Below are 12913 nucleotides of genomic sequence, written 5' to 3' on the forward strand. Positions count from 1 at the left end.
AAAAGCCGCTATTAAAGCGGCTTTTATATTGTTAGAGATGTCTCCTTTTGAGTATGATGTTATAAATTTAGTTTCTTTTTAATAGCTTTTGGTAAAGCATCTTTATGTACTAAAACAGAAATAGATTTTAACTCCATATATGCTTTACTTACATAAACATATCCTTTATTAGATACTCTATCAGGGTTTGTACCCCAAGAATTTTTTACTTTATAATATACATTACCTTTTTGGTCTTTCATGGTACCTACAATGTGCATAAGGTGGTCATCGGTAGTACTGTAGTTTTCAAACTCTTGTTGTCTGTAATTAGCAGTAATGTTCTTCTCTTTTACAATTTCTGTAAGTCCTTTAATAGCATCATTATCATTTTCTGGTATAAATGCAACACCGTTTTTAGCAGAAAAAGTTTTTTCAGATACATCGGTATCCCATTCAACAGTATATCCGTTTTTCAAGGCATTATCAATTACATCCATAAATTCATTTAAAGGAACATTATACATACTTCCATTAGAAAAATTATCAGGAACGCTTAAAATAAATGAGCTGTAATAAGGTTGATGGGTAAAAGATGTAATAGTTACATAATCATCCATGTCTAATTTGGTCATTTCTAAAAAGCTCTGAGGAGTATAAGTAGTACCCTCATAAGTAAATTCCTCAGGATTTTCTCCAATATATAAATCAAGAGTTTGTTCTACAGCTTTTTTCCAAGTTGGTGATAAGCTACCAGCTCTGCTACTAATATAATTATCAAGCATAGCCTTTAATGTACTTTCTACTTCAATGTGGTTATATTTATCTTGTACTTTAAAACCACCAAAAGCAAGCTCTGGTACCAAACCGTTTTCTTTGACAGCATTAATAACGTCGTGCGCTAGAGCCCCTTGACTAAATTGAGCTTTTCCTTGTCTCATTACATAATTCCAAGCTTTTTTAGTGTATGTGTTTCGTACGTTATACATTTCAGAAACATCAATGTGCTTTCCAGTTAGTCTAATAATTTCAGACTCTAGAAAAGAGGTGGTGGAAAAACTCCAACAGGTTCCAGTAATATCTTGGCTTTTAACTTCTGTTGCTTCAATGTCTATAACAGGAGTAAATTCATATTCTTGAGCATCTGCCAAATAACTTGATAATGAAATAAGTAAGGCAAAAAATAGTTTTCTCATGGTGTATTTAATTTTACGGTAAGAAAGAAATAAGTTAATTTTACGCTAAATTAACAAAATATGAGTAAGATAGATTGGGTTACTGTCAAAGAATTTACAGATATCACATATAAAAAATGCAACGGGGTAGCCCGTATTGCATTTAACAGACCAGAGGTTAGAAATGCTTTTAGACCTCAAACTACTAAAGAATTATATGAAGCCTTTTACGATGCTAATGAAGATACTTCTATTGGGGTAGTTTTATTATCGGCCGAAGGTCCGTCTCCTAAAGACGGGGTATATTCTTTTTGTAGTGGTGGTGACCAAAAAGCAAGAGGACATAAGGGGTATGTTGGTGAAGACGGATATCACAGATTAAATATACTAGAAGTGCAAAGGTTAATACGTTTTATGCCTAAGGCTGTAATTGCTGTAGTACCAGGTTGGGCTGTAGGTGGTGGACATAGTTTGCACGTGGTTTGTGATTTAACACTAGCAAGTAAAGAGCATGCTATTTTTAAACAAACAGATGCTGATGTAACCAGTTTTGATGGTGGATATGGATCTGCTTACTTAGCTAAAATGGTAGGACAGAAAAAAGCGCGTGAAATTTTCTTTTTAGGAAGAAACTACTCTGCTCAAGATGCTTATGAAATGGGAATGGTGAATGCAGTAATACCTCATGATGAGTTAGAGGATACTGCTTATGAGTGGGCGCAAGAAATATTAGCAAAATCTCCTATTTCTATAAAAATGTTGAAGTTTGCTATGAACTTAACAGACGACGGAATGGTAGGACAACAGGTTTTTGCTGGTGAAGCTACACGCCTTGCATATATGACAGATGAGGCAAAAGAAGGTAGAAATGCGTTTCTTGAAAAACGTAAACCTAATTTCGAGAAAAAATACATTCCTTAATTAATAGATAAAGGATTTATGAAACATTGGATACAAGCGGCAAGGTTAAGAACCTTGCCTTTGTCTATTTCGGGTATATTGGTTGGTACTGCTGTAGCAATTTCTTATGGTTATTTTGATGCTATAACTTTTATCTTGGCACTACTAACTACTGTTGGTTTTCAGGTACTTTCTAATTATGCAAACGATTATGGAGACGGAGTGAAGGGAACGGATGCAAATAGAGTAGGAGAACAACGTTTGGTTAACTCTGGTATTATTACTGCCAAACAGATGAAAAAGGCTATAGTTATAACCAGTATTATTACATTAATAATTGCTTTAGGGTTAATTTACAGAGCCTTTGGAGTAGAGAATTTTGGATATTCGGTATTATTTTTCTTGTTAGGAATAGCCAGTATTGTAGCTGCTATTAAATACACCGTAGGTAAATCTGCATACGGGTATACAGGCTTTGGAGATTTATTTGTTTTTATATTCTTTGGGCTTGTAAGTGTTATTGGTTCCTTCTTTTTATACACACAGGTTTTTTATTGGAAAGTTATTTTACCTGCGGTAGCAGTGGGGTTATTAAGCATTGCTGTTTTAAACTTAAACAATATGCGTGATAGAGAAAATGATATTAAAGCAGGTAAGAATACTATTGTAGTTAAGTTAGGAGTTCCTCTTTCTAAATTTTACCATTATTTTCTTATAATTATTTCTATGGTATGCATGATGTTATATTCTATCTTATCTTTTGAATATCAGTGGGAAATTGTATATTTGGTAGCTTTTATTCCATTAGTGATTCATCTAATTACTGTAAAAAAGAATACAAACCCTGTTTTATTAGATAGTGAATTAAAAAAAGTAGCTCTAAGTACTTTCTTTATGTCGTTATTATTTCTGATAGGAAAATTTTTATAGTGTGTAGATACAGGTTGTTATGCAACCGATAAAATTTGGAAGTAACTAACTGTATGATAATAAATATGAGATTCGAAAAAAGGAAGATTATATTTTTTCTATTTCTATTTTTGATGGTGCAAATGACAATGTTGTTTGCCCAATCAAAAAAACAGATTCAGAAATCTGAAAAGTATCGTACGTATGAAATAGCTACAGATACACTAACCAAATTAAAAACTATATTAAGTTTTTCTAAAGTAGATTATCTGCCAAATAAAGATTTGGTAGATGATTTTATGGATAACGTAGTTGCAAATTTACATGAAGGAACAGACGAGTACTTGTATTATAACTTTGTAAAAGGTCATCTGTATCGCTTACAAGAAAATTATGTAAATTCTGTACAATACCTTAGTAAGGTTGTAGAAGATTCTTCTAAACTATCTTCTGTAGAGCTAATAAAGGTTTATGCACAACTTTTTAAGGGCTACCAAGCGAGCTCTAATTATGGAGCAAGTTTGTATTACTTTAATAAATTAAAAGGAGTAAGAGATACTTTAGACCCCAAATCCGTAGCGTATTCAGACTTAGTAAACTACAATATAAACGAGGAAAATGTATTTTATAGGTTGGGAATGTATAGCGAAGCTATTAGTATTTTACGCCCAAAATACTTTAATGAGTATGTAAAAGAAAATAGGGATGAGTACTTGCTGTTAGGAGCTGCTAATAATTTAGGTTTATATTATCTTCAAGTAGAAAAAATGGATAGTGCAGCCATATTTTTCAGACGTTCTTTAAGTCACTTAAATAAATTAGATGAAACCGATAAAAGAGCATCTGTACATTTAATGGCGCTTATTAAAGGTAATCTTGGAGAGGCGTATTATCATTTAGGAAATATAGATGTAGCCATAAGATTTTTAGAAGAAGATGTAGATTACAATTCAGACTATGAGCCTATAAACGTAGCATGGTCATCGTTATTGCTGGTTAAATGCTATTTGCAAAAAGAAAATTTCACGAAAGCTTTAAGCTATTTAGAATTATATAAAACACTAGATTTTGATCATGCTGGTTATGCTAAATTAGATAAAGAGTATTACATTTTATTAAGTGAGTACTATTCTGCCAGAAATAATTATAAAAGTTCTTATGAATATTTGCGAAAAGCAAATAGAATATCTGATAGCCTAGATGAAGTAAAGAGTTCTAATTCTTTTATAGAATCTAAAATAGCTTTTATTGTTTCTTTAAAAGAGGATGAGATTAAAAATAAAGAGCAAGAATTGGCAGCACTAAAATTAGCAGATGTTTCTGAAAATGATATTTATGAGGACTTGAAAAATAAATATAGAAATGCTTTTATAGGCTTGGTAATTTTGGCAATTCTAGTGTTTATTTCTTGTATTGTAGTAGCAAAAACTAATAAACATAACAAGCTTTTAGTAAAGCAAAATAAAGAGGTAGATCAGCACTTGTTAATAAACACTAACAAGGTTGAGAAACTGCAAGAATATTACATAGATATCAATAGGTGTGTTGCTATTTATATTAATTTGCTCTCAGAAGTTTTCTTTGACGAGAATAAAAGTGTTTACAAGGCAAGTGCCTATAAAACTAGAATGTCATTTTTATTTACAATTCAAAGAATTTTAAGTGTAAGAGGAGTAGATTCTGTATCAATAAACGAAGTGTTTGGAAAAGTTATTTCTGCTGTTTGGTTAGAAGCTAAAAAACCTCAAGTTTTTATAACTAATATTGCATTATCAGAATATGAGTTTATAGCTATTTCAATGCTTATTTTTGAACTACATAAAAAGTATTTAGGTATACCTAGTAATTTGGAAGAGTCGAGTGTTCAAATATCTATTGTAAATCTTGATGATAGTAGAAAGTTAACTTATGTTGATAAAACAATTTCAGATGATATTTCCTTTTCTGAAGAAGAGATGTATCGTAACGAAATGATTAAGGGACTAACCAAATTGATGAAAGGTTACCACAAAATAACCTTAAAAGAAGGTCTTAATTTCGAACTTATTTTTTAAAGAGAGAACTTACACTACTCGTTTCTACTACATTTTATCTTTAACATAATTATATTTTTTCTCTTATACTTAAAGCCATATTATTTGTTTATTTTTGGTAGGTAACCAAAAAAATACATGATGAAGATTACATTTTACGGACAGAATTCTCTGTACATTGAAACAGAGGGTAAAAAGTTATTAGTAGATCCATTTATATCACCAAATGAAGCTACTAAGGGTATTGTTGATATTGATACATTAGAAGTAGACTATATACTGGTAACACATGCTCACCAAGACCACGTGTATGACGTAGAAGCTATAGCAAAGAGAACCAATGCAGTTATTGTTTCTAATGCAGAGATAGCATCTTATTATGCCGATAAAGGTTTTGAAACACATCCTATGAATCATGGAGGTAGTTGGAATTTTGATTTTGGAAGTTTAAAATATGTTATTGCGCTACATTCGTCTACTTTTCCTGATGGAAAAAGTGGTGGACTTCCGGGAGGATTTGTATTAGTTTCAGGAGGTAAGACAGTGTATATAGCTGGAGATACCTCATTAACTATGGATATGAAACTAATTCCTATGTTTTTTAAACTAGACTTAGCTATATTACCTATAGGTGATAATTTTACTATGGGACTTGATGAAGCGGTAGTTGCAGCTGAATTTGTTGATTGTAATAAAGTTTTAGGTTGTCATTATGATACTTTTGGATATATTGAAATAGATCATGATAAAGCAAAGGAAACTTTCTCTCAAAAAGGTAAGGAATTGATTCTCTTGAATATAGGTGAATCAATTGATTTATGATTATTTTGTTAAAAAATTAACATTTGGAATGAGGAATTGGATAACATGAATATATTTGTTATCTAATTTCCCAAACCGAATGAAAGACACTACTTCTACACTTACGGATAAGTTTAGAGAAACCCCCAAGATATTTGATGAAATTGAAGACTATGCTATTATTCTTTTAGACGTTAACGGTAATATTATAAACTGGAACCGTGGAGCTGAAAGAATAAAAGGTTATAGCGCTTATGAAATACTTGGTAAAAACTTCCGACAATTTTATACTCAAAAAGATTTAGATTTTGGCAAGCCCGATATGCTTATTGAAAAAGCAAGGAATGAGGGTAAAGCTATTGATGAAGGCTGGAGAATTAAAAAAGATGGCTCTGCCTTTTGGGGTAGTGTAACTATTACAGCAAGGCATAATGATTTAGGTGAAGTAATTGGTTTTATTAAAGTTACTAGAGACTTAACGGAGCGTAAAAGAGCAGAGGAGGCGTTACTAAAGCATACCAGAGAAATTGAAATCAAAAATAAAGAGCTTGAACAGTATACCTATATCGCCTCTCATGATCTTCAAGAACCTATTAGAACAGTTATAAATTTTGTAGAACTTCTGAATTCTGAGTACGAAGAGAAGTTAGATGAAAATGCAAAATTGTATATGAGTTTTATATCAGAGGCTTCTCATAGAATGAGTAATTTGGTAAAAGGACTTTTAGATTTTACGAGAATAGGAAATACCAAACAACTGGTTACCGTTAATTGTAATAAACTGGTTGAAAGTTTACTTCAAGATTTAGAAGTAAAAATTTCAGAATCTAAGGCTGAAATTATAGTTGGCGACCTTCCCGAAATTAAGGCTTATGAACCTGAGTTAATTTCACTTTTTCTAAATTTAATAACAAATGCAATTAAGTTTAGAAAGAATGATGTAACCCCAAAAATTAAAATTACTTCGAAATTAGAAAAAGATGGTTGGCATTTTTCAGTTAAGGATAATGGAATAGGCATAAAAGAAAGATATTTATCTAAAATATTTGTTATGTTCCAAAGGTTACATAGTAGATCTGAGTTCGATGGTACAGGTATTGGCCTTGCTTATTGTAAGAAGATTGTTGATTTACATAATGGTAGAATTTGGGTAGAATCTGAGTTTGGAAACGGAAGTAATTTCTTTTTCTCGCTTGGAGCAAAATAAGATAGAAGTATGAGTGATTTAAGACATGTTTTACTTGTGGATGATGATCCGGCAACTAATTTTATTAATAGAAAAATTATTACTGATAGTGGTTGCGCAGATATAATAACTACGGTTACTAGTGCAGAAGCAGCGTTAGAATTTCTAGTTTCTACTAAGGAGTCTGAAAAGGATCAACCCGATTTAATTTTACTAGACATTAATATGCCTGGTATGAATGGTTGGGAGTTTCTAGAAGAATATAAAGATTTAGATGAGGAGCAGAAGGCTAAGATTGTAATTGTCATGTTAACAACCTCTCTAAATCCTGATGATGAAGAGCGCGCAAGAAAAAATCCGTTAGTTAACGGATTTAAGAATAAACCTTTAAATCCTATTGCTATTAAAGATATATTAGAAAACTATTTTAATAAATAATATTGCTTTATCTTTATGCTTTTATGAATTCATGAAAGCATTTTATAAGCGATATGTCCTCAATTTTAAACGCCCTAGTGGAACTTCTAGAGGCGTTTTGCATGAAAAAGAAACTTGGTTTATTATTCTTAAAAATGGTGATGCTACAGGTATAGGTGAATGTGGTATACTCAGATCATTAAGTTATGATGATAGGCCAGATTACGAAGAAAAATTGCAATGGGCGTGTGCTAATATACACTTAGGAGAAGCTCAATTATTTACAGCCTTAAAAGAGTTTCCTTCAATTCAATTTGGAATAGAGCAAGCCTTTCTTTCTTTAAAATCTTCAGATAAATATATATTACATCCATCAAACTTTACTTTAGGTAACGATGCAATACCTATTAATGGTCTTATTTGGATGGGAGACCGTGAGTATATGAAGTCTCAAATAATAGAGAAATTAAATAGTGGTTTTAATTGTATTAAATTAAAAATTGGAGCTATTGATTTTGAAACGGAATTATCTCTTTTAAAATATATTAGAAGTGAATTTACATCTGAAGAGATTGAAATTAGAGTAGATGCTAATGGTGCATTTTCCACTTCCATAGCCCTTGAAAATCTTAAGAAATTATCAGATTTTGAATTACATTCAATAGAACAGCCTATTAAAGCTGGTAATTGGGATGCTATGGCTGAATTATGCAGTAACACTCCACTTGAAATAGCATTAGACGAAGAATTAATAGGTATTACAGATTACGATGAGAAACAGTGTTTGTTAAAGCATATTAAACCACAATACATAATTTTAAAGCCTAGTTTAGTGGGGGGATATAGAGGTTGTGTGGAATGGATTAAGCTTGCAGAAGCACAAGATACAGGTTGGTGGATAACGAGTGCTTTGGAAAGCAATATAGGATTAAATGCAATAGCCCAATTTACCTATACATTAGAGAATAAAATGCCCCAAGGTTTAGGTACCGGTGGTTTATATACCAACAATTTTGAAAGTCCTTTAGAAGTTCAAGATGGATATTTACATTACAACACTAACAAAGCATGGGACTTTAATTTACTAGCGGAATAGATATGTTTATAAAGCAGGCATTACAAGGAAAAAATGATTGGTTTGGGTATTTAGGAGGCTTTGTATTTACTATGTTTTCTTGGCAATTAATAGGAGCTTTACCGCTGTTGATTGTTTTAATGCAAAAAAATCTTGTAAACAGTAGTTTGGCCCAGATGGCAAATACTATTGGGTTTAATAACTTTTTAATACTTAATATTATAAGCTTTGGGGTTGGATTGCTAGGATTATTTTTTTGGGTTACCAAATATCATGGCTTATCAATTCTTAAACTAACAACTACTAGAACTAACGTAAATTGGAAACGAGTTTTTTTAGCGTTTCTAGTAGTGGCTATTACCAGTGCAGTACAAGTTTATGTTGATTATGGAATGCATCCGGAATCTTATGAATGGAATTTCAATCTAGATAAATTTTTAGTGCTGTTAGGGGTGGTGTTACTATTACCTATACAAACTAGTTTTGAGGAGTACTTATTTAGAGGGTATTTAATGCAAGGGATAGGTGTAGTAACCAAAACCAAATGGCTGCCTTTAGTGGTTACGTCTGTGGTGTTTGGTTTAATGCACTTGGGAAACCCTGAGGTAGATAAATTAGGTCCCATAGTAATGGTATATTATATAGGTACTGGGTTTAGTTTAGCCATTATGACCTTAATGGACGAGGGAATGGAACTAGCTTTAGGTTTTCATGCAGCTAATAATATGATTGGAGCCTTATTGGTTACGGCAGATTGGTCGGCAATTCAAACAGATTCTGTATTAAAAGATATTTCTACACCTGAAATGGGAATGGATGTACTTTTCCCTATTGTAAGCCAAATATTAATTTTGGTCATTTTTGCAAAAATTTTTAAATGGAATGACTGGAAGGGGAAATTGTTTGGTAAATTGCAGGTACAAACAAATGAAACTACTAACTAAAATATAATCAGCAATGCAAACACCTGGATTTAAAAATATTCACAACAGATTTAAACTTAACGGGTATCATTTTTCTAGAACAGACTTAAAAGATGTGGCTTATACTTTTATTAAAGAGGGGAGACCTTTTGAGAGAGAAATAGGTAACTTTTTGTTAGACTGGTTAGATGACAATGAATTTGTAACGGTTAAAACTTCTGGTTCTACAGGAACTCCTAAGAGAATTCAATTAAGTAAAGATAAGATGGTAAACTCGGCATTAGCTACGGGTAATCATTTTAAATTAGAAGTTGGGCAGCGTGCATTGCATTGTTTACCTGCAGAGTATATTGCAGGTAAAATGATGTTAGTAAGAGCAATGATTTTAGGGTTAGAGATAGATTTGGTTCCGCCAGATAAGTATCCTCTACTATATAACGAAAAAGAATATGATTTTTGTGCTATGGTGCCTATGCAAGTAAAATTTTCTTTAGAAGAATTGCCTAGAGTAAAGAGAATTATTGTAGGTGGAGCACCGTTAACACCAAGTTTAAAGGAAGAATTACAGAATGTATCTTCTTATATTTATGAAACCTATGGAATGACCGAGACTATTACCCATATAGCTTCTAGAAAGGTAAATAAATTTAAGAAAGGAAAAGAATATAGTTATTTTAAAGTAATGCCAGATGTTGCTATTAGCACAGATGAGCGTAGTTGTTTGGTAATAACAGCACCGCACCTTTCAGATGAGCCTGTAGTAACTAATGATGTTGTAAATATTATAACCAAGCGTAAATTTGAATGGTTAGGACGAATAGATAATGCTATTAATTCTGGTGGTATTAAACTATTCCCTGAACGAGTAGAAGCAAAACTTGATACTATTAAAAAACCATTTTTTGTTACTGGAGTACCTGATGAAAATTTAGGAGAGAAATTGGTTTTAGTTGTAGAATGTAGTAAACCAGAAACTGAAGATATTATTAAAAAACAGATTGAGGAAGCAGACTTAGAGAAATATGCTAAACCTAAAGAAGTTGTAATGGTACCTAAATTTGTTAGAACTTTAAATGATAAAATTCTTAGAAAAGAAACTTTAGAAAAAGTAAATACTCATTAAAAGGTAGTAATAACTTACTAATAAGGCTACTTTACTCATTGTTAGTGGAAGTAGGCAGATTGACTTCATAAGTTTGATAATAATAAATATCAAAACTATGAAGTCAATTTTTTTTACAGTCGTTTTTATTTTTATTGGTTATAAGAGTTTTTCGCAAACAAATACTAGTGAAAATATAGCCATTACAAATAATGAAACAATAGCTGAGTATACCATAACTACCAATAATATTGTTTTAAACACTTGGCAAGATGTAGCCAATCAGTTGAATTGTAAAGTGCCTAGTGTACAGGTAATTTTAGATCAGTTTGGGCAAATACAACAAATGAGTATTAGAAACCAAGAAACAAACATAGTTTATATTGACGGAGTTAGAACTACTATGGAGGCATTACAAATGCTGAACCCTGCAGATATAGAAAGTATCAAGGTATTGCCTAATACTAATACTTATATTCCTGTTAATGATTGATTTATAATTTGTTTTTGGCAGGAAAATTGTTATATTAAAATTAAGGGTTCGGGAGAATAGTCTCAAAACAGATGAAGATAAAATGAAATGAGTTTTGAGACTATTTTTTACTCGATCTTTAGTTTCCTTATATATAATACTTTCATTTAAAGCGCCGATATTGAGATTTTAAGTAAAGTTAAAGCTTCCTATAATGAATGGGAAGCTTTAACTTTTTATATACATTTAATTTTCGACATATTTCGTATTTTTGTCGAATGAGCATTTTGATAGAAGATAAGACACAAGGAAAGAAGCGCGAAATATTAAGTGCTTCTAAAGAAGTTTTTAGACAATTTGGTTTGTCTAAAGTAACTATGGATGATATCGCACGGGCCTCTAAAATGGGGAGAAGCACGCTTTATTATTATTATAAGAATAAAATGGAAGTTTTTCTAGATTTAATATCTGAAGAATTTATGGATGTTATTATTCCTGCTACCGATAAAGTTCGTCCGGCTAATTCTTTAAAAGAAAATCTGGTTATTTATACCAGCACCAAATTAGAAAGACTCCAATTAAAGGAGAAACAATATTATCATTTAATACAAGATTTAAGAGATAACAGAGATATCTTTTTTCAAATTCATAACATTAGTACAGAGAAAGAATTTCAAATCTATAACCAAATTATTTTGTGGGGAATAGAGAATGGAGATGTTCCTGAAATGACGGATAGTGATCGAGAGTTTTTGGTAAAAACTATTGTAACCGCACTAAGTGCACTTGAAAAGGAGTTTTTTCTGTTTGATGCTATTGATGATTTAAATAGCCGATTAGACTGGTTGGCTAACCTATTGGTAAAAGGATTACAATATTAAATAATAAGCTATGAGAACTTTAAATGTAACTAAACCCTTATGCTTGCTTTTGGCAAGTATGGTATTTTTTTCCTGTAAAGAAGAGAAGGTAGTAAAAGAGCAAAAACCTGTTAATGTAAAAGTACTGACTGTAGGCACGGAAACTGATTATAGTCCTATTACGTATAGTGGAACCATTAAAGCAGATAAATCGGTAACCTTATCATTTCAGGTATCAGGTACCGTACAGAATGTAATGGTTGATAAAGGTGATTTTGTTTCTAAAGGAAGTTTAGTTGCAACCATGGATGCTGTTATTTATCAAAACAGATATGCCGCTCAAAAAGCACAGGCCGATTTAGCCAAAGAGAATTACGATAGAATTTTAGCGGTCTATAAAAAAGGAAGTATTGCAGAAATTAAAATGTTAGACGCAAAATCTAAGTATGAGCAGGCACAAGCTGCAGCCAATGCTACGTATGAGCAAATGCAATACACCAAACTAAAAGCTCCTATGGATGGGTACATAAGCAATAGGTTTTTAGATCCGGGAGATTTAGGTAGTCCGGGAGTACCAGTGGTAGTAATAGAACAAATTGAAAAGGTAAAGGCAGAACTACCCGTACCCGACAACGAAATTAATAAAACACAAAAGGGAGATACGGTTATTATACAAATACCGGCTCTAGGGAATACTAAATTCACAGGTACTATATCAGATGTAGCTATTGTTTCTGAAAGAGGGACACCTGTATATACGGCAGGCGTAACTATTCATAATCCAGATCAAAAGATAAAACCTGGTATGGTTTGCAACGCTTATTTTAAAAGTTTAACATCTGGTAATGATATCGTAGTTCCTATTCAGGCCATTGTGGTAGATGAAGAAGATAACAAGTTTGTATATACCACTACAGATAATAAGGCATATAGAAAAAAAGTACAGACAGGAGCTTTATATGATAATGGTATTGCTATAACTGAGGGTATTAAAAAAGGAGATAAAGTTGTAGTTTCTGGTTACCATAAGCTTACCGATAGTACACAAGTTAATATTATTAAATAACCCAGAAGTAGAACA

The 12913-nt window shown here is 31.8% G+C and carries 13 protein-coding genes; 12 read left to right on the top strand and 1 reads right to left on the bottom strand.

Annotated elements, in window-relative coordinates:
• Window positions 1–59 precede the first annotated feature (59 nt).
• Window positions 60–1175, bottom strand: coding sequence for a C1 family peptidase (locus tag Y10_RS07745; RefSeq protein WP_281764816.1), 1116 nt, complete (start codon window positions 1173–1175; stop codon window positions 60–62).
• A gap of 60 nt (window positions 1176–1235) precedes the next feature.
• On the opposite strand from Y10_RS07745, the gene Y10_RS07750 reads away from it, so the two are divergent.
• From Y10_RS07750 to Y10_RS07805, 12 genes are all read left to right on the top strand, one after another.
• The gene (locus Y10_RS07750) at window positions 1236–2075 is read left to right on the top strand and encodes a 1,4-dihydroxy-2-naphthoyl-CoA synthase (RefSeq protein ID WP_281764817.1); all 840 of its coding nucleotides are present in this window, start codon (window positions 1236–1238) and stop codon (window positions 2073–2075) included.
• Window positions 2076–2093: 18 nt separating this feature from the next.
• Window positions 2094–2984 carry a 1,4-dihydroxy-2-naphthoate octaprenyltransferase gene (gene menA, locus Y10_RS07755; RefSeq protein WP_281764818.1) on the top strand — a complete coding sequence of 297 codons (891 nt, stop codon included), beginning with the start codon at window positions 2094–2096 and terminating at the stop codon, window positions 2982–2984.
• Between the two features lie 65 nt (window positions 2985–3049).
• On the top strand, window positions 3050–5017 hold the full coding sequence (locus tag Y10_RS07760; protein ID WP_281764819.1) for a tetratricopeptide repeat protein: 1968 nt from the start codon (window positions 3050–3052) through the stop codon (window positions 5015–5017).
• A gap of 120 nt (window positions 5018–5137) precedes the next feature.
• On the top strand, window positions 5138–5818 hold the full coding sequence (locus Y10_RS07765; protein WP_281765689.1) for a metal-dependent hydrolase: 681 nt from the start codon (window positions 5138–5140) through the stop codon (window positions 5816–5818).
• A 79-nt stretch (window positions 5819–5897) separates the two neighbouring features.
• On the top strand, window positions 5898–7004 hold the full coding sequence (locus Y10_RS07770) for a sensor histidine kinase (RefSeq protein WP_281764820.1): 1107 nt from the start codon (window positions 5898–5900) through the stop codon (window positions 7002–7004).
• 9 nt (window positions 7005–7013) lie between these two features.
• Entirely contained in the window at window positions 7014–7421 is a 408-nt protein-coding gene (locus tag Y10_RS07775) for a response regulator (RefSeq protein ID WP_281764821.1), read from the top strand.
• A 31-nt stretch (window positions 7422–7452) separates the two neighbouring features.
• Entirely contained in the window at window positions 7453–8496 is a 1044-nt protein-coding gene (locus tag Y10_RS07780; protein ID WP_281764822.1) for an o-succinylbenzoate synthase, read from the top strand.
• A gap of 2 nt (window positions 8497–8498) precedes the next feature.
• A complete protein-coding gene (locus Y10_RS07785; RefSeq protein WP_281764823.1) occupies window positions 8499–9419 on the top strand; it encodes a CPBP family intramembrane glutamic endopeptidase in 921 nt (306 codons plus the stop codon).
• A 13-nt stretch (window positions 9420–9432) separates the two neighbouring features.
• Window positions 9433–10521: an AMP-binding protein gene (locus Y10_RS07790; protein WP_281764824.1), complete on the top strand. Its 1089-nt coding sequence runs from the start codon at window positions 9433–9435 to the stop codon at window positions 10519–10521.
• Between the two features lie 97 nt (window positions 10522–10618).
• Window positions 10619–10993 carry a TonB-dependent receptor plug domain-containing protein gene (locus Y10_RS07795; RefSeq protein ID WP_281764825.1) on the top strand — a complete coding sequence of 125 codons (375 nt, stop codon included), beginning with the start codon at window positions 10619–10621 and terminating at the stop codon, window positions 10991–10993.
• 257 nt (window positions 10994–11250) lie between these two features.
• Window positions 11251–11853 (top strand): TetR/AcrR family transcriptional regulator, encoded by a 603-nt coding sequence (locus Y10_RS07800; protein WP_281764826.1) that lies wholly within the window; start codon window positions 11251–11253, stop codon window positions 11851–11853.
• Window positions 11854–11863: 10 nt separating this feature from the next.
• Window positions 11864–12898, top strand: a complete 1035-nt coding sequence (locus Y10_RS07805) for an efflux RND transporter periplasmic adaptor subunit (protein ID WP_281764827.1) — start codon at window positions 11864–11866, stop codon at window positions 12896–12898.
• Window positions 12899–12913: the final 15 nt, after the last annotated feature.

Origin of the sequence: Neptunitalea lumnitzerae, assembly GCF_027924185.1 — a bacterium.
GTDB classification, from domain to species: Bacteria; Bacteroidota; Bacteroidia; order Flavobacteriales; family Flavobacteriaceae; genus Neptunitalea; species Neptunitalea lumnitzerae.

Coding starts and splice junctions, on each gene's coding strand:
- Y10_RS07800 (WP_281764826.1), top strand. CDS start 11,251: ATGAGCATTTTGATAGAAGATAAGACACAAGGAAAGAAGCGCGAAATA.
- menA (WP_281764818.1), top strand. CDS start 2,094: ATGAAACATTGGATACAAGCGGCAAGGTTAAGAACCTTGCCTTTGTCT.
- Y10_RS07745 (WP_281764816.1), bottom strand. CDS start 1,175: ATGAGAAAACTATTTTTTGCCTTACTTATTTCATTATCAAGTTATTTG.
- Y10_RS07760 (WP_281764819.1), top strand. CDS start 3,050: ATGAGATTCGAAAAAAGGAAGATTATATTTTTTCTATTTCTATTTTTG.
- Y10_RS07780 (WP_281764822.1), top strand. CDS start 7,453: ATGAAAGCATTTTATAAGCGATATGTCCTCAATTTTAAACGCCCTAGT.
- Y10_RS07750 (WP_281764817.1), top strand. CDS start 1,236: ATGAGTAAGATAGATTGGGTTACTGTCAAAGAATTTACAGATATCACA.
- Y10_RS07795 (WP_281764825.1), top strand. CDS start 10,619: ATGAAGTCAATTTTTTTTACAGTCGTTTTTATTTTTATTGGTTATAAG.
- Y10_RS07775 (WP_281764821.1), top strand. CDS start 7,014: ATGAGTGATTTAAGACATGTTTTACTTGTGGATGATGATCCGGCAACT.
- Y10_RS07770 (WP_281764820.1), top strand. CDS start 5,898: ATGAAAGACACTACTTCTACACTTACGGATAAGTTTAGAGAAACCCCC.
- Y10_RS07805 (WP_281764827.1), top strand. CDS start 11,864: ATGAGAACTTTAAATGTAACTAAACCCTTATGCTTGCTTTTGGCAAGT.
- Y10_RS07790 (WP_281764824.1), top strand. CDS start 9,433: ATGCAAACACCTGGATTTAAAAATATTCACAACAGATTTAAACTTAAC.
- Y10_RS07785 (WP_281764823.1), top strand. CDS start 8,499: ATGTTTATAAAGCAGGCATTACAAGGAAAAAATGATTGGTTTGGGTAT.
- Y10_RS07765 (WP_281765689.1), top strand. CDS start 5,138: ATGAAGATTACATTTTACGGACAGAATTCTCTGTACATTGAAACAGAG.